Raw genomic sequence first — 22,822 nt, 5'->3', positions numbered from 1 at the left:
GGGCTTTGGAGTTTCTTTGATTGCATTTCTGAGCCGCCTGATTGAAACCAGTGATCCGCTGTTGTTCCGCCAGGCCATGGCCTGGCTGTACGGCTTCGTGCGGCCCCATCTGCATGCCATCCTGGCACTGCTTGGGTTGTCGTTCTGCGCCTCCATGCTGGTGCTGGCGCAGCCCTGGCTGACTAAGACGCTCATTGATGACGGCCTGCTGGCCAAGGATTTCGACACGCTTGTGCAGGTGGCGGTGACCATGATCGTGGTCGGTATCTTCAGTACCCTGCTCGGTGGGCTAAACCGCTACCTGCACACGCGTCTCTCCGGGCGCATCCTATTTGCCCTGCGTGACGCGCTATACCGCCATCTGCAAGGCCTGTCGCCGGCCTTCTTCGGCCGGCGGCGGATCGGTGACCTGTTATCCCGGCTGGATGGCGATGTAGCCGAGATCCAGCGCTTTGCCGTCGATGCATTGTTCTCCGCGGTTTCCAGTGTGATCGGTCTGATTGGCGCTATCACCCTGATGTTGGTGCTGTCCTGGCAGCTGTCGCTGCTTATAGCGCTGCTGATCCCGCTGGAGGTGGTCTGGTTGCGCTGGATGCGCCGAAAGGTCGAGCGCGATGTCCGTGGCCTGCGCGAGCGTTCGGCAGACGTGTCTTCTTTTCTGGTGGAAACCCTGCCGGCGATGAAGTTCATCCAGGCCGCTGGTCAGCAGCGGCGCGAGTCGCAGCGCCTGGAACAGCTCGGGCAGGGCTACATGAGCCAGCTGCTGAAACTGCAAGTCACCGAATTTTTTACCCATGCCGTACCCGGCACCTTGACCTCGCTGTCACGCGCCTGTGCCTTCATCATTGGCGGCTATTGGGTGGTCCAAGGCAGCTGGCAGCTGGGCTCGTTGATTGCCTTTTCCACCTACCTGGGCATGGCCGTGGGGCCGGTGCAGAGTCTGCTTGGCCTGTATGTGGCCCTGCAGCGCATGACCGTCAGTCTCGGCCGGGTCATGGAGCTGCAGCGCGAACCGGCCCAGGTGAGCCAGCCCGAGCAGCCGGTTGAGCTTCCGGCAGGCAGTGGTGAGTTGCGTTTTGAGGGCGTCTGGTTCGCCCACGAGCAAGGCAGCAATGCCGTGCTGCGGGGGGTCGATACATTCATTCCGGGTGGGCTCAAGGTTGCCATCAGCGGCGCCTCCGGTGTTGGTAAATCCACGCTGATCGACCTGTTGCAGCGCTTCTACGATCCCGATCGCGGCTGTATCCGTCTGCACGGCTGCGACCTGCGCGAGTTGGACCTGTTCGAACTGCGTAAGCGTATCGTCGTGGTCAGTCAGGACATCGTGCTCTTTCGCGGCACCCTGGCCGAAAATATTGCCTACAGCACACCTGGGGCCAGCCGAGCGGCCATCGCCGCAGTGGCCCGCCAGGCCCGCCTCGACAGTTTGATCGAGGGGCTGCCGCTGGGGCTCGACAGCCCGATCGGCGAGCGCGGTCAGCAGCTATCCGGCGGCCAGAAACAGCGCATCGCGATTGCCCGAGCGCTGCTGCAGGACCCGCTGATTCTGGTGCTGGATGAAGCCACCTCGGCAGTCGATGAGAGCACCGAACGTGAAGTCATTGCGGCCATCGATCAGCTATTCGCCACACGTACGCGCATCGTGATCAGCCATCGTGCGTCCACCCTGGCTCATGCCGATTTGCACCTGCATATGGCGGCCGGGCAGTTGGCGCAGCTGGACAGCGCACCGGTGAATCATGTCGACTGAGCCACGCGTCGGAGTGATCGACAGTGGCCATGGGCCGCAGCAGGCAACGCTGGTCCGCGTCGCGCAGCGCTTCTGGCTGGATGCCGAGCAGCTGCGCCAGGGTACCGTCGAGCCGGATCTGCTTGGCCACGGCACGGCGGTTATCGCCACCCTGACGGAGCAGGCGGGCTCGCTGGAGCTTTGCGTGGCCCAGGTGTTTGCCGGACGCGGGTCCACCAGTGCGCTGCAGATCGCCGCTGCCATCCATTGGCTGATCGAGCAGCGGGTGGTCCTGATCAATCTCAGCCTCGGCCTACGCCAAGATCGCCCGCTGCTGCGCGAGGCCTGCGCCGCCGCAAGCGAGGCCGGCATCCTGCTCTGCGCCTCCAGCCCGGCTCAGGGTGCGCCGGTATTTCCCGCCGGCTATCCCGGCGTGCTGCGAGTCACTGGCGATGCGCGCTGCGCAACCGGACAATGGTCCTGGCTCGACAGCGCCCAAGCCGATTTCGGCGCGCCAGTGCGCGGCGCGAGTGGCTTGGCCGGTGCCAGCGTTGCCTGCGCCGCGCTAAGCGGGCAGATCGCCGCATTCTTGCGGCGCGAGCCTGTGGCAGGTCGCCAGGCGGTGCTCGAACATCTACGCCAGGGGGCTGCCTTTATCGGCCCGGAGCGTCGCGGGGCGCAGTCATGAGCGCACCTCGAATCGTCGTATTGGGGGCTGGACCGGCCGGTGCCGCCGTGGCGCTGGGCCTCAAACGTCTCGGCTATGGTGTGCAGGTGGTTAGTGAGTGGCGGCGTTTCGCTGCAGTCGAGGGTATCTCGCAGCGGGTGCTCGATGGCCTGCGGCAGGCCGGCTTGCTAAAGGCTAAGGCTTGCGTCAATGCCGCCTCACCACGCCGGGTGAACTGGAATGGCATCACCCAGGGGTTCAATCAGGAGTTTCTCGTCGATCGGCCAACTTTCGATGCGGCGATCCGCGAGGATCTGCATGCCGCCGGTATCGAGCTGATCGAGGCACGAGTGCGTTCAACGGAGTCCAGTGCCTACGGGCATCAGCTACAGATCGAGCCGGGCACGCTGCTGCATGCCGACTTTCTGGTTGAAGCCCGCGGCCGCCAGGCTCCGCTGGGCGGTAGGCGCCGGCGCGGACCGGAAACCCTCAGCCTGCTCAACCAGTGGCAGGCTGAAGAGGGCAGTCCGGCCTCGGCAGTGGAAAGCTTGAGCGACGGCTGGGCCTGGATGGCGCGCCTGACCGATGGCCGTTGTTATTGGCAGATCACCCTGGATGCCGGCGCCAACGACTTGCCGAGCAAGGAGCAGCTCGCAGACTGGTGCGCGGTGCGCCGTGGCCAGTCGTCTCTGGTGCGTGAACTGTTTGACGTGCAGGCGCTACACCCGGCCACTGTGCATGCGCGCAGCAGCACCGCCACTCTGTTCCATGAAGTCGCTGGGGTTAATTGGTTGCGCGTGGGCGACGCTGCCATGGCCGTGGACCCGCTTTCCGGCAACGGTATCTTCCAGTCGTTATCCTCGGCCCTGCAGGCCCCAGCGGTGATCAACACCCTTCTGCAACGACCCGAGCGCGCCGAATTAGCCCGGCGCTTCCACCAACAGCGGGTTGAACAGCTGTTTCTGCGTTTTGCCCGCACCGGGCGGGATTTCTATGCCATGGAACAGAGCTGGCCGGAGCAGGCCTTTTGGCAGTCCCGGTGCAGCTGGCCGGATGCCGAACCGATGCACGCAGTGGCCGATTTCAGCCAGATGCGGGTACAGCGTGCTCCGGTGATACGTGGCGACTTGATCGAGGAAGTCGAGGTGGTGGTCACTCCTGATCAGCCCCTGGGCATCTGGCATTTGCAGGGAATCGAGCTAGCGCCGCTGCTGCGCGCCCTGCGGGCCGGCGCGGGAGTGAAGGAGGTGCTGGACAGGGTGGCGCCGGAGCGCCGCGCCATGCTCCGCGCCTGGCTGGGCGCCCAGGGTTGTGCAATCTAAACCTCGCTTAGGTCAAGGATCAATTACGGGCGCATCAGGCTTTCGCTGGTGCGGCGGCCAAGCAGCCTGGAGGGCTTGGCGCTGTCGTTCGTTGAATGAATCGAGCAGATACAGACGTTTGCGCATCTTGTTATCGATGTTCAGTCGGGACGCTGTGCCATCGCCGGCCAGCAGGGATTCGCGGATGCCCGGGATGGCATGGCTGACCCGCACGTTGCGCGCCACATTGACGGGATCGAGCAGGAAGTCGATGAAGGCGTGGGCCAGTTCCGGTTGCTGCGCCTTCGTGGGGATAGCCATGCTGTCAATGAAGATCAGGCCTCCTTCTTTAGGAATGCTGAAGCGCAGGCCGCGTTGTTCCAGATCTGCTCCACGGAGCAACGCATCCCAGGTCATTGCTACGCAAAGCTCGCCATTGGCCATCTGCTCAATGAAGCGGGTGTAGTTGATCGGACTTAGGTGAACTCCTGGATTAAGCAGGCCGGCGATTTCGTGGCCTATCCGTCGCGCACTGCTGTTGCCCAATCGCAGGCCCTTGTAGGTCATCTTCAACGAAACGGCCTCCTGCCCGGCATTGAGGATGGCAACCCCGCAGGCAGACAGTCTGTCGGTGGCCTGGCGGTCGAACAGCAGGCTCCAGCTGTTGGGCAGTGGCCCCCCGTAATATCGCTCGGCCAGCGGCTGGTTGACCATTAGCCCCACCGTACCCCACATGTAGGGCGCGACGTGGTTTTGCGCACCACTCCCCGCCAGTAGTTTGAGCAGATAGGGGTCGAGATTGCTCCGGTTATGCAGGAGGGCAGCGTCCAGTGGCACGATCAAGCCATTCTTCACCAGGTCGTGCAGTTGATGGTTGGTGGGGAACACTAGGTCGAAGGTCTCCCCGCGGCTCAGGGCGTCCGCCAGCTCAGTAGCATCAGTAAAGGTGCGGTAGTCAACCTTAACCCCTCGGGCGCGCTGGAAGTCCTCTATCACCGTAGGATCGATGTAGTCTGCCCAGTTGTAGACCCGTAGAACGTCTTCTGCCCGTGCGAGTGACAGGCCTGCCAGCAGGCACGCGGCGACTCCTAGCCAGCGCTTCATTTACCTATCTCCTTCCTGGCCCGCCGTGGCGGGACCCTCTATTGACTAGGCGCGAAACTGTTCGGCCAGTTGTTGTTGCTGACTCGCCTGGTGATTCAGGTTCTGGCTGACCTGCTGGGCCTCCCTGGCCTGCTCCGAAAGCGATTCGGTGACGTCGCGGATGACCATGACGTTGTAGCTGATCTCAGCGGCCACCGTGCTTTGCTGTTCGGCGGCGCTGGCGATCTGCAGGTTCATGTCGCCGATCACTGTAACCGCAGCGCCGATCCGGGCCAGGCTGGCGGCGGCTTGGCCGACTTGCTGTACGCCTTCTCTGGCCTGCACAGTGCCGCTCTGCATGGCGTCCACCACCTCGCGGGTGCTGTCCTGCAGCTGCTCAATGACCTGGCGGATCTCCTCGATCGAGTCGCGGGTGCTGCGGGCCAGGTTGCGCACCTCGTCGGCGACCACTGCGAAACCGCGCCCGGCGTCCCCGGCCCGGGCGGCCTCGATTGCCGCATTCAAGGCCAGCAGATTGGTCTGTTCGGCGATCGAGCGGATCACCTCCAGCACCGAGCCGATCCTTTCGCTGCTGGCAGCGAGGCCCTCGACCTGCGTCATGGCGGCCGCGATCGCGCGCGCCAGACCATCGATAGTACGGGAGGTATGGTCGATCACTTCAAGCCCTTCGCGGGCGGCTTGATCGGCGCCCTGGGTGGCTTCGGCGGCCTGGGCGGCACTGCGGGCGACGTCCTGGGCTGTCGCGCTCATCTCGTGCGAAGCGGTCGCGACCTGATCAATCTCCCGGTACTGCTGTTGCATGGCAGTGCTGATCCGCTCGGCGATAACCGCCGAGTGGTCGGCACTGCCATGGGCGTCTCGAACCAGGCGCTGGAGATCTGCGATCAGGGGTTGCAGGCGGTCGAGAAAGCGATTGAACCAGCTGCTCAACTCGCCCAGTTCGTCCTTGCGCGCATAGGTCAGACGTCCGGTCAGGTCGCCTCCGCCGCTGGCAATGTCCTTGAGCGTGGCCGCCACGCCGAGTATCGGTCGGGTGACGCCGCGGGCTGTCAACCAGACCAGCAGCAGGCCGGCGAGCGCCGCCAGCAGGCCGAACAGCAGTTCCTGTCGGGTGTCCTGGGTGTTGCGCGCATCGAGATCCCGCTGCAGTGCCAGAACAGGCTGCAGCACCGTTGCCATGGGGATGCTGAGCAGTACACCCCAGGGCTCGGCGTCGGGTATCGGTCGCAACGGGCTGAGAACGCGCAGATGGCCGTCGCTTGCCTCGACCTGCGCCTTACCCTGGCGCAGCCATTGCTGCGATTCGCCGCCATCGTCCAGCCGCTGGCCCAGTATTCCAGGGTCGGCGCTGTGGCCGGCGAGCAGGCCAGAAGGGCTGAGGATGCTGATGCCGCCCGCGCCATCGTAGAGGTTCCGGTTGCCGTCCTGCACCAGACGCTGCAGGTTCTGCAGGCTGATGTCCATACCCGCGACGCCGATGACCTTGCCGTCTTCGAGCAGGGGGAAGGACAGGGTGGTGATCAGGCTGCGTTGTCCCGACGCATCGTCGAAATAGGGCGACAACAGGCAGGGCTTGGCTGTGCTCTTCGGGCAGTCGAACCAGGTGCTGAAGGGGCTGCCGTCGGGCCCCGGGGTGTGGTCGCTGATGAGTGCCTCGCTGACGGCCATCGAGCTCGATTGCCCGTCCCGCTGCGCCCAGTAGGCGGCGAAACGGCCGTTCTCGTTGCTGCCCAGGATGCTCTGCCCGGCGAACTCGGCATCGACGCCATCCAACGCGTCGGGTTCGAAGATCAGGTAGAGGCTGAGCAGTTGCGAATTGGCCTGGAGCCCTTCCTTGACCTGCTCATTGAGGGTGTTCCGGAGTTGCTGCGGTTGCCACTGCTGCTGGTGCGCCAGGTCGCGCAGTTGCAGGGCATGGCGGGTAAAAGCCAGCCCCTCCTGGTAGGCGGCCAGCAGGTAGTGCTGGAAGGTCAGGCCCTGTATCCGGCCCTCGGCCAGCAGGCGCTGGTGCGCCTCGGCTTCGAGTATGCGCGCGTTACTGTCGCGGATCTGGGCACTGTTGTCGCTCATGCGCTGGAGGGACAGGCCAACCAGCCCGACGACTATGGTCAGCAGGCAGAAGCCGACCAACCAGGTGATCCGCCACTGTATCGAAAGGCGATCGAGGATCATTGCGAGGATTCCTTGAGCAGAGGAGATATCGAGGGGCTCCGTCCTGCGCCGAATGGGCAGGGCAGTGGCGGCTCGCGTCGGCTGACGCGGGCCGCACTGTCGCCAACCTAGAAGAACGTCCCAACCACCAGCTGCAGATAGGTGTTGGTGCCGTCGCCGCCTAGTTGCAGGCCGCCCTGGTCGCTGCCGCTATCCGGTTGGTAGAAGCCGAGCAACGGGCTGATCAGCAGGTGGTCGTTGACCATCCACTCCAGGTAGAGGTCCAGCTCGCGGCCGCCGAGGTTGCTTTGTGCCCGGTTCAGCGGGTCGAAATCGAAGTACAGCGCACCCAGCGTCAGGTTCTCCCGCGGCGCGGCCTTGAGGCCGACGTGGTGAACCCGGGAGTTGCTATTGAAGGGGCCAGCGTAGTTGCCCGCCACTTCGCCCTGGTACCAGGTGCCGTAGCCGCGGCTAAGCCCGTAGAACAACGGATCGAAGGCTTCCGAGAAGCGGCTGTAGCGGTAGCTGACGGTGGGCGCCCAGGCCGTGTCGGCGAAGGTCCAGGAGCCTTCCAGGTACCAGGCGCTCTCGCGCCCACTGTCCTTGTCCTGGGTGACGTATTCGCCAGCCAGTTCGAGGTTGTCCACGCCCAGGCCGCTGCGGCCGCGCAGGCTGACGGTGTCCATGCCGTCGCGTTGCTCCAGGCCCAGGATCTGGGCGAAGCGCTGGTTGACGTCCAGGCCCCGGATCCAGGTCAACCCTAGGGTGCCAAACTCGGCCACGTGCTCCAGATTGCCGATGGCCAGTTCGGTTTCCGCCTGGGCTGGGTTGTCGGATTTCAACCAGATCAGATCGCCGCGCCAGCCCTGGTCGCCGCCCAAGCGCAGTACCGCGGTTTGGTCGAAGGCTTTGCGACCGGCCAGGTAGTAGGCGCCTCCACGGTCGAAATCGGCGCCCAGATCGACATCACCGAAACTCACCGCGTCGCCCTGAATGAGGAAGCCATCGCCGAGGTTGATCGCCTGATGACCGCCGGAGATGTCCACGCCATCCTTGCCCATCCAGGGCACAAGATCTGCCGAGCGCCAGCCAAGGTAGGCGTCCTCCACGGCGGTGCGTCGCTCGCTGCCTTGTGTCAGGCCCGCGGCGTCGCCGTCACCCCAGGTGCCGGAACTGACCAGGTTGAGGGCGCCGTACAGAGTGCCGCTGCCAGTCAGGCCCTGGCTGCCGCTCAAACCGTACTTGACGTAGCCCTCTCGCCAACTGGAACTACCTTCGTTGCGGTTGCCGACCAAGTCATAGCTTTCGCTGCTGTGGAGCGCCGCAAAGAGGGCTTCGAGGTCGGCATTGAGGACGCTGTCGCCTTGGTTGTACAGCTCATGGGCCGAGACAGGGCTGCCGTCCAGGGCGCAGCCGATGATCAGGGCAAAGGTGAGAGGCAGGCGGAGTCGATCGCGGGTGCGTGGCTTCATGCTTTTTCCTTATTGTTTTTGTTGTGCAAGGGCGACGGCGGCTGCCGTCGCCCGGGGGGTCAGAGCTTGATCAGTACCGATTTCAGCTCCGTGTAGTGCTCGATGGCTGCAGCGCCCATCTCCCGGCCAACGCCAGACATCTTGTAGCCGCCGAATGGCAGGGCCGGATCGAGGGCGCTGTGACAGTTGACCCAGACTGAGCCGGACTTGATTCGCGGGATCATCCGGTGCACTGCCGCGAGGTTGTTTGACCAGATGCTGGCGCCAAGGCCATATCGGTTGTCGTTGGCCAGGCGGATCGCGTCTTCGATGTCGTCAAAGGGCATCGCCACCAGCACTGGACCGAAGATTTCTTCTTGCACCAGTGGGCCGCGTTGATCGACATCGACCAGCACCGTAGGTTTGACGAAATAGCCGGGGCCGAACTGTTCGCCGCCGCAGGCGATGGTGGCGCCCAGTTCACGGCCGCGCTCGATATAGCCAAACACACGCTCCTGTTGGCGCGCCGAAATCAGCGGGCCCATGGCCACGCTCGGGTCAAGGCCGTTGCCCAGTTTCATGCCATTGGCGATGTTGGCGATGTCGGCGATTACATTGTCGAAGTGCTTGCGTTGTACGTACAGACGCGAGCCGGCGCAGCACACCTGGCCCTGATTGAAGAAAATAGCGCTGGCCGCACCGGCCGCGGCTTGTTGCAGGTCGGCATCCTCCAGCACCAGTGTCGGCGATTTGCCGCCCAGTTCGAGCGTAACGCGGGTCATGGATTCCATGGCCGCCTTGCCAATCTGCTTGCCGACTTCGGTGGAGCCGGTAAAGGTCAGCTTGTCGAGATCCGGGTTGTGGGTGAGCGCGGCACCTGCCTCGATGCCGGTGCCGGTGACGACGTTGAACACGCCCGCCGGGTAGCCAGCTTCGAGTACCAGTTCGGCAAGTTTCAAGGCCGATAACGGGGTTTCGTCGGCGGGTTTGAGCACGACGGTGCAACCGGTCGCCAGTGCCGGACCAAGCTTCCAGCAGGCCAGCAGTAGCGGGAAGTTCCAGGCAACGATGGCGCCGACTACACCGATGGCTTCGCGGCGAATAAAACCATGGAACTGATCATCCGGCATCAGCGGCAGCGACACGTCGACGCAGGAACCTTCGATCTTGGTGGCCCAGCCGGCCATATAGCGCAGGAAGTCGATAGCCAGTTGTACGTCCATCACCCGTGCCACTTGGGCGCTTTTGCCGTTGTTCAGGCATTCGATCTCGGCCAACACCTCGGCGTCACGCTCCATTAGGTCGGCCAGACGCCACAGCAGGTTTTGCCGTTCACGAGGGCGCATACGGCTCCAGGGGGAGTCATCGAACGCCTGGCGAGCGGCTTGCACGGCTTTGTCGACGTCAGCCTTGGTCGCGCGGGGTACCTCACTGAGTATTTCAGCAGTGGCAGGGTTGCGTACGCTCATGGTCGCGCCAGTGGATGCATCGAGCCATTGCTCGCCGATCAACATCTGCTGTCTACGCTGAATGAACTCAAGTGTTTTCGAATTGAGGGGCAGGGAAGAACTCATGGCATCAGCCTCTGTTGTTGCGCTTGGGTAACACCTCCTTCGCAACCGTCATGCCAAACCGATTGAAGTTATTTAACTTTCTGAAATTAAAGGATTATTTTTTTATATTGGCGCTTGAGTGGCAGCCATTCCTGTAACAGTTTGAGACGGCGTGAGACTGCATTGGAGCAGGCCGGGCCGGCCGTTAAACGGGGCTGTGTGGCAATCTGTCGCAGAGTTATACAGCTGTCGCGAAATTAAACGCAGCAGACTTGAATTATGGGCCTTCACAGCAGCATAAAAATCAATTATCTATTTGATTTATAAGTAAATAATAAAGATTGGCACGCAATGTGTACTTTCCATGGCAGTCGCACTCCTAGGTAACGGGACAGTGACGCCAATCATAAGAATAACCGTGGAGGTCTGATTTTGAAGATGACACTACTTCGGCATTACCTGAGCGTCGGAACGTTAGCGCTGGCTGTTGCCGGTGCGTTGCATTCGACCCAGGCTATGGCCGCTAGGGATGGCATAACCATCCTCAAAGAGACCTGCCAGGGATGTCACATCCCGGAAGGCGATAAGGACCTGAGCCGCATCAGTCATCAGCGTAAAACCCCCGAGGGGTGGCTGATGAGCATCGCGCGAATGCAGACCATGCATGGTCTGCAGATATCCGACGATGATCGTCGCGTCCTGGTCAAATACCTCGCCGACAAGCAAGGCCTGGCACCAAGCGAAGCCGATGGTGCGCGTTACGCTTTGGAGCGTCGGCTGAATAATGTCGAACATTTTGACGAGAAATTCACCCAGATGTGCGGGCGCTGCCACTCCGGTGCTCGGGTGGCCTTGCAACGCCGTCCTGCCAAAGAGTGGGAACACCTGGTCAATTTCCACCTGGGGCAGTGGCCATCGCTGGAATACCAAGCGCAGGCGCGAGACCGCGACTGGCTGGATATTGCGCTGAAAGAGATGGTGCCTGAGCTGGCCAAAAGATATCCGCTGGATAGCAAGGCCTGGACCGACTGGCAGCAGCAGCGCCCAGATGCTGCGAAGTTGGCCGGCGAGTGGAGCTTCAGTGGCCATGTGCCGAGCAAGGGCGATGTGCGCGGCGTAATGAGCGCTACGGTCAGCGGCAAGGATACGTTCGACGTTAGCCTCAAAGGCGAGTACGCCGACGGCACTCCCTTCAACGGCAGCGGCTCGGCGATCCTGTTCAATGGCTACGAATGGCGCGGCAATCTTGAGGTTGATGGGGTTGCCATGCGCCAAGTGCTCGCCGCTATCGACGGAGAAATCCGCGGGCGAATGTTTGAGACCGAGCACGATGAACGCGGCCTGGATTTCGTCGCGGCCAAACAAGGCACGCTGCGCTTGCTGGCAGTCCAGCCGGAGTACCTCAAGGCCGGTAGCGAAGCCGAGTTGACGCTGGTCGGCAGTGGTCTGAGCGGTAAGCCGTCGTTCGGTGAGGGGGTCGAGGTACTCGCGATTCTGGAGCAGACCCCCGAGCGTGTTCGCGTCAAGGTCAAAGCGGCCAGCGATGCGCCGGTCGGTATTCGGATGATCAATCTGGGCGCCCTTAAGGGTCCGAGCCTGGCGGTCTATCAGCAGATCAGCGAGGTCAAGGTCGTGCCGGAATATTCGGTGGCGCGGGTCGGTGGTAACGGCGGATCGACGCCCAAGGTGCAGGGCCGGTTCGAGGCCGAAGCGTGGGGCAAGGATCTCGCTGGTGAGGCGTACCGGATAGGTTTTGTCCCGGCGACCTGGTCAGTGGCGCCATTTGACGAGCGCGCTGCAGAAGACCAGGACGTGAAGTTCGCCGGCGTGATGAGCGCCGAAGATGGCGTCTTCACACCGGGTGCAGCCGGGCCGAACCCAGAACGCAAAATGTCCACCAATAACGCTGGCAATCTCAAGGTCATCGCCGCCGTGCAGCAGGACGGGCAGTCCCTCAAGGGTGAAGGCCAGATGATCGTAACCGTTCAACGCTGGAACAACCCGCCAATCCCTTGATTTCGCAACACCTGGGTGAGCGCCGCTGACTCAGGCTTGAACGACTGGATTGAGACGGTTTTTGGAGGTTGTAATGGGCGCAATTTTGAATTTGGTTGAACGCAACTTGCACGAAGTGCACGTCGATGCAGAACGTATGTTGTTCCATATACCCAGCAGTTCGTTGTTTCAGACGGATGAGCTGACAGGCGGCATCATCGATGCCTTACGTGAGCACGCTTGTTCTTCGGTTGAGCTGGTCGAACGACTGGCCGGGCGTTTCGCCGATGACGAGGTAAACGAAACGCTACGTGATCTGATGGCGCTCGAGGTGATCAGCGACGGCTCTCCGTTGACGCCGGATATCACCGCCAAACGTGTCGAACGGATTGCCTTGAATACCGTGGTGCTCAACGTCAACACCGGCTGCAATCTGAGTTGCAGCTACTGCTACAAGGAAGATCTGGACAAGCCTTCTGAAGGCAAAAAAATGCAGCTGGATACCGCCATCGCCTCAGTGGAGATGCTCCTCAAGGAATCGCCAGACGAAGAGCGCTATACCGTGGTGTTCTTCGGTGGCGAACCTCTGAGCAATCGTAAGCTGATCGAAAGCATGGTCGATTACTGCGAGAAGCGCTTTGCCGAACTGGGCAAGTTTGTCGAGTTCGTCATGACTACCAACGCCACCCTGCTCACCGAAGAGATCGCTGACTACCTCAATCGTCACCGGTTTGGTCTGTCCATCAGCATCGATGGACCGAAGACCGTGCATGACCGCAACCGTATCACCGTAGGCGGGCAGGGCACCTATGACGTGGTCAGGAAAAAAGCCGAGATGCTTCTGTCGCGCTACAACAGTCGTCCGGTCGGTGCGCGGGTGACCCTGACGCGGGGCGTCACCGACGTTGAGCACATCTGGGATCACCTGTTCAACGAGTTGGGTTTTGCCGAAGTGGGCTTCGCCCCCGTGACCTCTGGCGACATGAGCGACTTCAACCTCACCTCCGAAGAATTGGTCGAAGTCTTCGCCAACATGAAGGCGCTCGGCCGGCGCTATTTGGAAGCAGCGCTGGAACACCGCAATATCGGTTTTTCCAATCTGCATCAACTGATTACCGACATCCACGAAGGTCACAAGAAGGCGCTGCCGTGCGGTGCGGGGCTGAAGATGCTGGCCGTAGACCATAAAGGCGAGCTGAACCTCTGCCACCGCTTTACCGGCTCGGATTTGCCGACCTTTGGCAACGTGCATGAAGGGGTAAAGCAGGTGGAACTAGGCGACTTCCTCTCGAAGCGCCTCGACCGTACCGAGACTGCTTGCGAAAGCTGTCGCATCCGTAATCTGTGTTCCGGTGGTTGCTATCACGAGAGTTACGCGCGCTATGGCGACCCTACGCATCCGACCTATCACTACTGCGATCTGTTGCGCGACTGGGTGGACTTCGGTATCGAAGTTTACAGCCGCATCATGGCCAGCAATCCGGCCTTCATCAGCAGCTATATCACTCCGCGGAAGGCGAAATGAGATGAAGCACCTGAAGCCGATCAACAACAAAGCACAAATACTGCAACAGGCTGCCCAGGAAGATCGTATCGAGGAAGTGCTGGCGATGAGCTCAGTGGTCGGATGTACATCGACCACCGATCCGGGCTGGGAAGTCGATGCCTTCGGTGGCGTAACTTCTTTGTGCCAGCCGATGGAGTCTGATCTTTATGGTTGCTCCGACCCTTGCTGGTGGCCAGCCCAGGTGCCAGACATGATGAGCACCTATCCGGACTGGAACAAGGATGCGCTCAGCTCTGATGAGGGCTGGCGCAACCTCAATACCGTATTCCCGAAAGACAAGTAGTCGGCCAACAACAATAAGAGGAATTCAGCATGTCATTTAAGCGTTCCGTTGCGCTGCTGGCCGTGCTTGCAAGCGTCTACTCAATGGCCGCACTGGCGGCCAACGACAAGGTATTGGACAAAGACCACGAGTACATGGCGGTCACCAACTACCCAAACAACTTGCACATCATTGATACCCACACCGATACGCTGTTCAAGACCTGCACAATGCCCGATGACTTTGGCCCAGGTATGTTGCTAATCAGTCCGGACAAGAGCCGTGCCTATGTGCTGAACAATCACTACGCCGATATCTATGGTGTCGAGCTGGATAGTTGCAACGTGGTGTTCCATGCCAAGCTGGCGCAACGTAGCAATGAAAGTGCCCGGTCTATGTTCTCGATGGCCGTCAGTCCCGACGGTAAAGAGCTATACAGCGTGGTGAATCCAACCGAGAAAAATCAGGATCACTATGTCGTCGGCTCACCGCGCTTGCAGGTGTACTCCACCGCTGCCGGGCTGGATGCCAAACCGCTGCGTAGCTACCCAGCACCACGGCAGACCTACCTTATGCAGATGGCCGATGACGGTACGTTGTTTATCGTCGGCGCGGATATTTACAAGTTCGATGTAAACACGGGTAAATACGACGTGGCGTTGCCGGTGCGCAACTGGACGCTGCCGAACTACAGTGCTCCAGACGTCTTGTATTTTTGGCCGCACCAGACCAAGAACCGTGACTTCAGCATTCTCTACACCACGGCCAAGTTTCAGGATGATAAGCAGGATATGGCCACTGCCGAGTACAAATACGGCTATTTCAATATCAACCTGAAGACCAACAAGATTGAACAGGCGGACTTCGCCTCACTGACTGAACTGTACTTCTCGGGACTGCGCTCACCCAGGGACCCAAACCTGATGTTCGGCGTACTCAATCGCCTGGCCAAATACGACATTCGCGAGCAGAAGCTGTTGCAAGCGGCCGAACTTGACCACACCTATTACTGTGTGGCCTTCAATACTGACGGCAGCAAGCTTTACCTGGCCGGCACCTTCAATGAAATCGCGATATTCGACCCGGATTCGCTGAAACAAATTGGCAAGATCAAACTGCCAGGGGGCGATATGGCCATCTCGACCACACAGGTATTTATCCGGTGATGGCTGGAGTCAGTCGCTGAGTTGCGTGCTGGAGCCGTCTTCGATCGAAATTTCATCAAGGACGGGCTCTAGCGTGTCGACCTCTGGTCGATCTTGTACGCCAAGGCGATCCCTCGCCGGGAGCAACCGCCATTCGACCAAATGTGTACTGGACACTTGGATATAGACAGTTTACGTTTACGTAAAGGTGATTCGATCTGCGGCCTGATAAAACCATGCAAACGGCCTGCTGTCCTTGCCCATCCCATTACAAATACAACAACGGATAGTCCCATGAGTCATCTCAGCTATACCCGCGGCCCACAAGACAAACCCTTGCTGGCCATGACCATAGGCGCGGCGTTCGATCAGACGGTGGCGCGCTTCGCCGAGCGCGAGGCGCTTGTGGTTCGCCATCAACAGCTACGTTATAGCTGGGGTGAACTGGGTGAGGCGGTGGATCGCTGCGCCCGTGCCTTGTTGGCCATCGGCATGCAGCCCGGCGAGCGCCTCGGCATCTGGGCGCCAAACTGTGCCCAGTGGTGCATCGCCCAGTTCGCCAGCGCCAAGGTCGGCGTGGTGCTGGTCAATATCAACCCGGCCTACCGCCTCAGCGAACTCGAGTACGCGCTCAAGCATTCCGGCTGCCGCTGGCTGATCTGCGCCGATGCGTTCAAGAGCAGCGACTACCACGCGATGCTCGGTGAGCTGTTGCCGGAGCTGGCCAGTTGCGCCGTCGGTGCACTGCAAAGCCGCCTGTTGCCCGAGCTGCGTGGGGTGATCAGCCTCGGCCAGCAACCGAGCACCGGTATGTTCGGTTGGTCGGCGTTCCTCGACCGGGGCGAGCAGGTCAGCCAGGAGCAGTTGCGCGCCTGCAGTGCCCAGCTGCAATTCGACGACCCGATCAATATCCAGTACACCTCGGGCACCACCGGCTTCCCCAAGGGCGCGACCCTCAGCCACTACAACATTCTCAACAACGGCTATATGGTCGGCGAGAGCCTGGGCTTGACCGAACACGATCGCCTGGTGATCCCGGTGCCGTTGTACCACTGCTTCGGCATGGTCATGGGCAACCTCGGCTGTCTGACTCATGGCAGCACCATGATCTACCCGGGTGCAGCCTTCGAACCGCTGGCCACGCTGCAGGCGGTGGCCGAGGAGCGGGCCACGGTGCTCTACGGCGTGCCCACCATGTTCATCGCCGAGCTGGATTTGCCGGAGCGCGCCGGCCTGGATCTGTCCAGCCTGCGCAGCGGGATCATGGCCGGCGCCACCTGCCCGATCGAGGTGATGAAGCGGGTGATCGGCGAGATGCACATGGCCGAGGTGCAGATCGCCTACGGCATGACCGAGACCAGCCCGGTGTCGACCCAGACGGCCGCCGATGACGATCTGCAGTGTCGGGTCAGCAGTGTCGGCCGCACTCAGCCGCATCTGGAGAGCAAGGTGATCGACGAGCAGGGACGTATCGTCCCGCGCGGGCAGGTCGGCGAGTTGTGCACCCGCGGCTACAGCGTGATGCTCGGCTACTGGAACAACCCCGCGGCCACCGCCGAGGCCCTCGACCCGGCGCGCTGGATGCACACCGGCGACCTGGCGGTGATGGACGAGCAGGGCTACCTGAGCATCGTCGGGCGCAACAAGGACATGATCATCCGCGGTGGCGAGAACGTCTATCCGCGTGAAATCGAAGAGTTCCTGTTCAATCACCCGGCGGTGGCCGATGTGCAGGTGGTGGGCATTCCCGACGACAAGTACGGCGAGGAGATCGTCGCCTGGATCAAGTGCCATCCGGGCCACCAGGCAGCTGCTGCGCAACTGAGCGAGTTTTGCAAGGGACGCATCGCCCATTTCAAGGTGCCGCGCCACTTCCTCCTGGTCGACGAGTTCCCCATGACGGTAACCGGCAAGGTGCAGAAATTCCGCATGCGCGAGCTCAGCATCGAGCGCCTGGACCTCACCCCGAAACCCTAGGCGTTGACCCCTGTGGCGTCTGTGAGCCGGGCGCCGCGTCAGATAATGGAGTATCCGATGTCCCCGCAGATCAGCCGCTTTGCGCTTCCCGAAAACCTTGAACAATTACCGGACGACCTGCGCCAGCGAATACTCGCGGTGCAGGAGAAGGCCGGCTTCGTGCCCCATGTGTTCCTCATGCTGGCTCACCGTCCGGACGAGTTCCGCGCCTTCTTCGCCTACCACGACGCCCTGATGGAGCGTGAGTCCGACAGCCTGACGCCGGCGGAAAAGGAGATGATCGTGGTCGCCACCAGCGCCCGCCACGGCTGTCTGTACTGCGTGGTGGCGCATGGCGCGGTGTTGCGCATCTACAGCAAGGATCCGCTGCTCGCCGACCAGGTGGCGGTCAACCACCGCACGGCGCCGATCGGCGAACGCCAGCGCCTGATGCTGGATTTCGCCTTTCACGTCGGCCTCGAGGGTGGCGGCCTGGATGGCGACTGGCAGGCACGTCTGCAGGCAGTCGGCTTCAGCCTCGACGACATCTGGGACATCGGCGCCATCACCGCCTTCTTCAGCCTGTCCAACCGCCTGGTGTCGCTGGCCGGCACGCCACCCAACGCCGAGTTTTACCTGATGGGCCGCGTGCCCAGGGCGCCGTGTTGATACTGCGCCTATAGCCGCAGCGCAATCCCCCTGGTCATGCCGGGGGAGCCGAGCGTGACTTCTTCGTCTTTCCAGTGCGCGTTCAGGAGCGTCGGCAGGGCTGTGCGCGGCGAATGTGGAGGTTCAGGCTGATGAGGTATTTATGCATAACGCACCTGATATTTTGCTCATTATTATTTTATAAATGCCTGCCTATACTCTGACTCGCCGGTCATGGGGCATTGTCCGGCAGGCTCGCCAGCAATGACCGCGGTCGAAATAAGTGGGGTCTGACCGCATCAATAGGTGTTCTCAGTATGAGGCGTCATATCCAGACTTTCTGGTCATAAGTAGACCTTCGTATAGTGTTTTCGTTTACGTAAAGGTAATAGTGTCAGCAGCGCCATAACCAATAAAAACAAGCAAGGTTAGAGGGCTCCACATGTCACCCGAATTCGTTTTGGAAACGCGCGGATTGACCAAGGAATTTCGCGGCTTCACCGCGGTGGACTCGGTCGATCTTCGTGTGCAGAAGGGGCATATCCATGCCTTGATCGGACCCAACGGGGCCGGCAAGACCACGGTATTCAACCTGCTCAGCAAGTTCCTCGCGCCCACTAGCGGCGAGATTATCTATCAGGGCAAGACCATCACCGGCCTGCAGCCGAACCAGATCGCCCGTCTCGGCCTGGTGCGTTCCTTCCAGATTTCCGCGGTATTCGGTCACATGAGCGTGATGGAGAATGTCCGCGTGGCCCTGCAGCGCAAGCTGGGCAACTCCTTTCACTTCTGGAAGTCCGAGCGCAGCCTCGAGGCCCTCAACGAGCGCGCCCTGCAGATGCTCGACGAGGTGGGCCTGCTCGAATTCGCCGACACCCTGACTATCGAATTGCCCTATGGCCGCAAGCGCGCGCTGGAGCTGGCCACTACCCTGGCGCTGGATCCGGCCGTGCTGTTGCTCGACGAGCCGACCCAGGGCATGGGCGGCGAGGACGTGGAAATGGTCATCGGCCTGGTACGCCGCGCGGCAGTGGGGCGCACGGTGGTGATGGTCGAACACAACCTCAGTGTGGTCAGTCAGCTGTGCGATCGCATCACCGTACTGGCCCGCGGCGCGATCCTCGCCGAAGGCGACTACGCCAGCGTGTCCGCCAACCCCCTGGTGCGCGAGGCCTACCTGGGCAGCGAAGCGGCCGTCATCGAGGAGGCCGGCGCATGAGCAGTCTGCATAGCCCGGATTACGAGCAACTGCGGGTCAGCGACCTGCATGCCTTCTACGGCGAGTCGCACATTCTGCATGGCATCGACCTGCTGGTACGCCGCGGCGAACTGGTGACCCTGCTCGGGCGCAACGGCTCGGGCCGCTCCACCACCCTGCGCGCGATCATGAACATGGTGGGCCGGCGCACCGGTTCGATCGTGATCAACGGCAATGAGACCATCGGTATCGCCGCGCACCTGATCCCGCGCCTGGGCGTTGGCTTTTGCCCGGAAGAACGCGGCATCTTCGCCAGCCTCAACGTCGAGGAGAACCTGCTGCTGCCGCCCATGGTGCGCAGCGGCGGCATGAGCCTCGATGACATCTACGAGATGTTCCCCAACCTCTACGAGCGGCGTTTCAGCCAAGGCACGCGGCTGTCCGGCGGCGAGCAGCAGATGCTGGCCATGGCGCGCATCCTGCGCACCGGCGCCAACCTGTTGCTGCTCGACGAGATCACCGAGGGCCTGGCTCCGGTGATCGTGCAGAAACTCGCCGAGGTGCTGATCAAGCTCAAGAACAAGGGCCTGACCATCGTATTGGTGGAGCAGAACTTCCGCTTCGCTGCCCCCTTGGCAGATCGGCATTACCTGATGGATCACGGCCAGATCGTCGAGGAAATCAGCGCCGCCGAACTGTCGTCCAAGCAGGAACTGCTGCACCGCTGCCTGGGCGTCTAAACCCAGTTTTACCCCCTCGAAACATGCAGTACGGCGTGGCCCAGGCCCGCCGTGTCGGGGTTGCTTTGCCCGGTACAACAACAATAACTGTGGAAGGTAACGAGATGAATCTGTTCCAGAAGACTGCAAGCACCATCCTCGCCACTAGCCTGATTGCCAGTGCCGCCCAGGCGCAGCTCAGCGACGACGAAATTCGCATCGGCTACCTGGCCGATATGTCCGGTACCTACCGCGATCTCTCCGGCCCGGGTGGCCTGGAAGCACTGAAGATGGCGGTCGAGGACTTCGGCGGCCAGATCGATGGCAAGAAGATCGTGATTTTCAGCGCCGACGACCTGAACAAGCCGGATGTCGGCGCCAGTACCGTGCGTCAGTGGGTCGATGAGCGCAACGTCGACATGGTCACCGGCCTGGTCGCCTCCTCAGTGGTGCTGGCGGCGAGCCAGGTGGTGGAGCAAGCCGGCAAGCTGGCGCTGATTTCCGGCGCCGCGGCCTCGAGCATTACCAACGAATACTGCTCGCCCAACCACATCCACTGGACCTATGACTCCTACGCGCTGGCCAATGGCACGGCCAAGGCGGTGTTGGCCAATGGCGGCAAGAGCTGGTTCATCCTGACCGCCGACTATGCCTTCGGCCATGCGATGGAGAAGGACATCACCAAGGTGGTCAAGGCCGATGGCGGCTCTGTGCTGGGCACGGTGCGCCATCCATTCCCGAGCAGTGATTTTTCCTCCTACATCCTCCAGGCGCAGGGCTCCGGCGCCGATGTGATCGCCCTGGCCAACGCCGGTGCCGACACGGTCAATTCACTGATGACCGCCAGCCAGTTCGGCGTTACCCAGTCCGGGCAGAAGCTGGCCGGCATGGTGGTATTCCTCAACGACATCCATGCCATGGGCCTGGACGTGACCCAGGGGCTGATGCTGACCACCGGCTGGTACTGGGACCTCAACGAGGAAACCCGCGCCTGGTCCAAGCGCTATGAGGACCGTTTCGGCAGCAAGCCGGGCATGGTACCGGCGGGTATCTACTCGGCGACCCTGCATTACCTGAACGCGGTCAAGGCCGCCGGTAGCGACGAGGCGCAGGCGGTGCGGGCGCAGATGATGGCGACCCCGGTCAACGACATGTTCGCCAAGAACGGCAAGATCCGCGCCGATGGCCGCATGGTCCATGACATGTACCTAGCCCAGGTGAAGACCCCGGCCGAGTCGAAGGGCGACTGGGACCTGTACAAGATCGTGCGCACCATTCCGGGCGACGAGGCCTTCCGCCCGCTGGCCGAGAGCCAATGCAAGCTGCTGTCGCAGAACTGATCGAACTCATCACCCGGCTGCCAGCAGCCGGGTGTCACTGACTTTCAGCGGGTAGTAACTCATGACTATGGTATTCGACATACCGCTGACCGTACTGCTCGGCCAGCTGCTGCTCGGACTGATCAACGGCGCTTTCTATGCCTTGCTCAGCCTGGGCCTGGCGATCATCTTCGGTCTGTTGCGGATCATCAACTTCGCCCATGGCGCCCAGTACATGCTGGGGGCCTTCGCCGCCGTGCTCGGCCTCAACTACCTGGGCATCAACTATTGGATGGCGCTGATTCTGGCGCCGCTGCTGGTCGGCGCCCTCGGCATGCTTATCGAGCGTGGCCTGCTGCGGCGGATCGCCGGCGAGGATCACCTCTACGGCTTGCTGCTGACGTTCGGCCTGGCGCTGATCGTCGAGGGCTGCTTCGTCAAGCTGTTCGGCGTTTCCGGCGCGTCCTACCCGATGCCCGAGCTGCTCAAGGGTGGTTACAACCTCGGCTTCATGTTCCTACCCACTTACCGCGCCTGGGTGGTGGTGGCGGCGCTGGTGGTGTGCCTGGCCACCTGGTACATGATCGAGCGCACCCGACTGGGCTCCTACCTGCGTGCCGGTACCGAAAACCCCAAGCTGATGCAGGCCTTCGGCATCAACGTGCCGCTGCTGATTACCCTGACCTATGGCTATGGCGCGGCGCTGGCGGGGTTGGCCGGGGTGCTGGCCGCACCGATCTATTCGGTCACGCCGACCATGGGCGCCAATCTGCTGATCGTGGTGTTTGCCGTGGTGGTAATCGGTGGCATGGGTTCGATCATGGGCGCGATCGTCACGGGTTTGGCCATGGGCGTGATTGAGGGGCTGACCAAGGTGATCTATCCAGAAGCGGCCAACACCATCGTGTTCCTGGTGATGGTACTGGTGCTGCTGGTTCGTCCCGCGGGACTGTTCGGCAAGGAGACATAAGCATGACCAATCTGCACATCAAACAGGACAGCTTGGTTCTGCCGCCGCAAGTGGTACGCGAGCGCCAGCAGGCGGCGCAGCGGCGCAAGCTGTGGTTCTACCTGGCACTGTTGGGCGTCGCGCTGGTCGCGCCCCTGGCGGTGTACCCGATCTTTCTGATGAAGCTGCTGTGCTTCGCCTTGTTCGCCTGCGCCTTCAACCTGTTGCTTGGTTATGCCGGCTTGTTGTCCTTCGGTCATGCCGCCTTTTTCGCCACCGGCGGCTACATCACCGGCTACTTGCTCAGCGAGTACAGCGGCCTTGGCACGGAGCTGGGAATACTCGCCGGCACCCTGGCGTCCGCGGCGCTCGGCTTGCTGTTCGGCCTGCTGGCGATTCGGCGTCAGGGTATCTACTTCGCCATGATCACCCTGGCGCTGGCGCAACTGGTGTTCTTCATCTTTGTCCAGGCGCCCTTCACCGGCGGCGAGAACGGCCTGCAGGGCGTACCGCGTGGGCAGTTGTTCGGGTTGTTCGACCTGAACGACAACCTGACCCTGTACTACTTCGTCCTCGCGGTGTTCATCGTTGGCTTCGCCATCATCCAGCGCACCATCCACTCGCCCTATGGCCAGGTGCTCAAGGCGATCCGCGAGAACGAGCCGCGGGCCATTTCCCTGGGCTACAACGTCGACGCGCACAAGCTGTTGGCCTTCGTTATTTCCGCCACCTTGACCGGCCTGGCGGGCTCGACCAAGACCGTGGTGTTCCAGCTGGCCTCGCTGACCGACGCGCACTGGCACATGTCCGGAGAGGTGATCCTGATGACCTTGCTCGGCGGCGTCGGCACCGTGCTCGGGCCGCTGGTCGGCGCCAGCGTGGTGGTCACCCTGCAGAGTTACCTGTCCAACGGCCCATTGGGCGAATGGGTGCACGTGATCCTCGGGGTGATCTTCGTCACCTGCGTGCTGCTGTTCCGGGCTGGCATCGTCGGCTGGGTGCTGAAGCTGGCGAAGCGCAACTTCTAAAGCAAGCCTCCTGCTGCCTGTTCAAGGTGCGGACCCTGATCCGCACCGGGGGGCTGTTTGCCTGTTTTTTGCTCTGTCGA

18 protein-coding genes and 1 pseudogene are annotated in these 22,822 nt (G+C 61.7%); 14 read left to right on the top strand and 5 right to left on the bottom strand.

What is annotated here, in order from left to right; all coding sequences use genetic code 11:
* Positions 1-76 precede the first annotated feature (76 nt).
* Genes B2D37_RS08060 through B2D37_RS08050 form a run of 3 tightly spaced genes read left to right on the top strand, consistent with a single transcriptional unit; the run spans position 77 to position 3,718 of the window.
* On the top strand, positions 77-1,750 hold the full coding sequence (locus B2D37_RS08060) for an ABC transporter ATP-binding protein (protein WP_079204932.1): 1,674 nt from the start codon (positions 77-79) through the stop codon (positions 1,748-1,750).
* Positions 1,740-2,417, top strand: coding sequence for a S8 family serine peptidase (locus B2D37_RS08055; protein ID WP_079202214.1), 678 nt, complete (start codon positions 1,740-1,742; stop codon positions 2,415-2,417). The genes B2D37_RS08060 and B2D37_RS08055 overlap by 11 nt, the downstream gene beginning before the upstream one ends.
* On the top strand, positions 2,414-3,718 hold the full coding sequence (locus B2D37_RS08050; protein WP_079202213.1) for an NAD(P)/FAD-dependent oxidoreductase: 1,305 nt from the start codon (positions 2,414-2,416) through the stop codon (positions 3,716-3,718). The genes B2D37_RS08055 and B2D37_RS08050 overlap by 4 nt, the downstream gene beginning before the upstream one ends.
* A 12-nt stretch (positions 3,719-3,730) precedes the next feature.
* Here the strand turns inward: B2D37_RS08050 and B2D37_RS08045 are convergent, their stop codons facing one another.
* The 5 genes and pseudogenes from B2D37_RS08045 to B2D37_RS08030 all read right to left on the bottom strand — a co-directional run bounded on the left by B2D37_RS08045 (position 3,731) and on the right by B2D37_RS08030 (position 9,977).
* On the bottom strand, positions 3,731-4,801 hold the full coding sequence (locus B2D37_RS08045) for an extracellular solute-binding protein (protein WP_079202212.1): 1,071 nt from the start codon (positions 4,799-4,801) through the stop codon (positions 3,731-3,733).
* 45 nt (positions 4,802-4,846) lie between these two features.
* Complete coding sequence (locus tag B2D37_RS24130; protein ID WP_371915446.1) at positions 4,847-5,602, bottom strand: methyl-accepting chemotaxis protein; 756 nt, start codon at positions 5,600-5,602, stop codon at positions 4,847-4,849.
* 102 nt (positions 5,603-5,704) lie between these two features.
* Positions 5,705-6,871, bottom strand: a pseudogene (locus B2D37_RS24125) (HAMP domain-containing protein); the annotation flags it as partial.
* Positions 6,872-7,080: 209 nt separating this feature from the next.
* On the bottom strand, positions 7,081-8,424 hold the full coding sequence (locus tag B2D37_RS08035; RefSeq protein WP_079202210.1) for a hypothetical protein: 1,344 nt from the start codon (positions 8,422-8,424) through the stop codon (positions 7,081-7,083).
* 59 nt (positions 8,425-8,483) lie between these two features.
* Entirely contained in the window at positions 8,484-9,977 is a 1,494-nt protein-coding gene (locus B2D37_RS08030; protein ID WP_079202209.1) for an aldehyde dehydrogenase, read from the bottom strand.
* Between the two features lie 417 nt (positions 9,978-10,394).
* Here B2D37_RS08030 and peaA point away from each other — a divergent pair, with 417 nt between their 5' ends.
* From peaA to B2D37_RS07975, 11 genes are all read left to right on the top strand, one after another.
* Positions 10,395-11,972 (top strand): quinohemoprotein amine dehydrogenase subunit alpha, encoded by a 1,578-nt coding sequence (gene peaA / locus B2D37_RS08025; RefSeq protein ID WP_079204931.1) that lies wholly within the window; start codon positions 10,395-10,397, stop codon positions 11,970-11,972.
* Positions 11,973-12,045: 73 nt separating this feature from the next.
* Positions 12,046-13,476, top strand: a complete 1,431-nt coding sequence (gene peaB / locus B2D37_RS08020) for a quinohemoprotein amine dehydrogenase maturation protein (protein WP_079202208.1) — start codon at positions 12,046-12,048, stop codon at positions 13,474-13,476.
* A gap of 1 nt (position 13,477) precedes the next feature.
* Positions 13,478-13,801 carry a quinohemoprotein amine dehydrogenase subunit gamma gene (qhpC, locus tag B2D37_RS08015; protein WP_025166165.1) on the top strand — a complete coding sequence of 108 codons (324 nt, stop codon included), beginning with the start codon at positions 13,478-13,480 and terminating at the stop codon, positions 13,799-13,801.
* Between the two features lie 29 nt (positions 13,802-13,830).
* Positions 13,831-14,946: a quinohemoprotein amine dehydrogenase subunit beta gene (gene peaD, locus B2D37_RS08010; protein ID WP_079202207.1), complete on the top strand. Its 1,116-nt coding sequence runs from the start codon at positions 13,831-13,833 to the stop codon at positions 14,944-14,946.
* A gap of 273 nt (positions 14,947-15,219) precedes the next feature.
* On the top strand, positions 15,220-16,902 hold the full coding sequence (locus tag B2D37_RS08005) for an AMP-binding protein (RefSeq protein WP_079202206.1): 1,683 nt from the start codon (positions 15,220-15,222) through the stop codon (positions 16,900-16,902).
* Between the two features lie 57 nt (positions 16,903-16,959).
* Positions 16,960-17,550: a peroxidase-related enzyme gene (locus B2D37_RS08000; RefSeq protein ID WP_371915433.1), complete on the top strand. Its 591-nt coding sequence runs from the start codon at positions 16,960-16,962 to the stop codon at positions 17,548-17,550.
* A 421-nt stretch (positions 17,551-17,971) separates the two neighbouring features.
* Positions 17,972-18,748, top strand: coding sequence for an ABC transporter ATP-binding protein (locus tag B2D37_RS07995; RefSeq protein WP_079202204.1), 777 nt, complete (start codon positions 17,972-17,974; stop codon positions 18,746-18,748).
* Positions 18,745-19,467, top strand: a complete 723-nt coding sequence (locus B2D37_RS07990; RefSeq protein WP_079202203.1) for an ABC transporter ATP-binding protein — start codon at positions 18,745-18,747, stop codon at positions 19,465-19,467. Before B2D37_RS07995 ends, B2D37_RS07990 begins: the two co-directional genes overlap by 4 nt.
* Before the next feature lie 104 nt (positions 19,468-19,571).
* Entirely contained in the window at positions 19,572-20,786 is a 1,215-nt protein-coding gene (locus B2D37_RS07985; RefSeq protein WP_079202202.1) for an ABC transporter substrate-binding protein, read from the top strand.
* Between the two features lie 61 nt (positions 20,787-20,847).
* Entirely contained in the window at positions 20,848-21,735 is an 888-nt protein-coding gene (locus B2D37_RS07980; protein WP_079202201.1) for a branched-chain amino acid ABC transporter permease, read from the top strand.
* A gap of 2 nt (positions 21,736-21,737) precedes the next feature.
* Positions 21,738-22,742 (top strand): branched-chain amino acid ABC transporter permease, encoded by a 1,005-nt coding sequence (locus B2D37_RS07975; protein WP_079202200.1) that lies wholly within the window; start codon positions 21,738-21,740, stop codon positions 22,740-22,742.
* The last annotated feature ends 80 nt before the right edge of the window (positions 22,743-22,822 follow it).

Source organism: Pseudomonas sp. CC6-YY-74 (assembly GCF_002025205.1).
Classification (GTDB): domain Bacteria; phylum Pseudomonadota; class Gammaproteobacteria; order Pseudomonadales; family Pseudomonadaceae; genus Aquipseudomonas; species Aquipseudomonas paeninsulae.
This window is presented reverse-complemented; position numbering and strand designations above follow the sequence as displayed.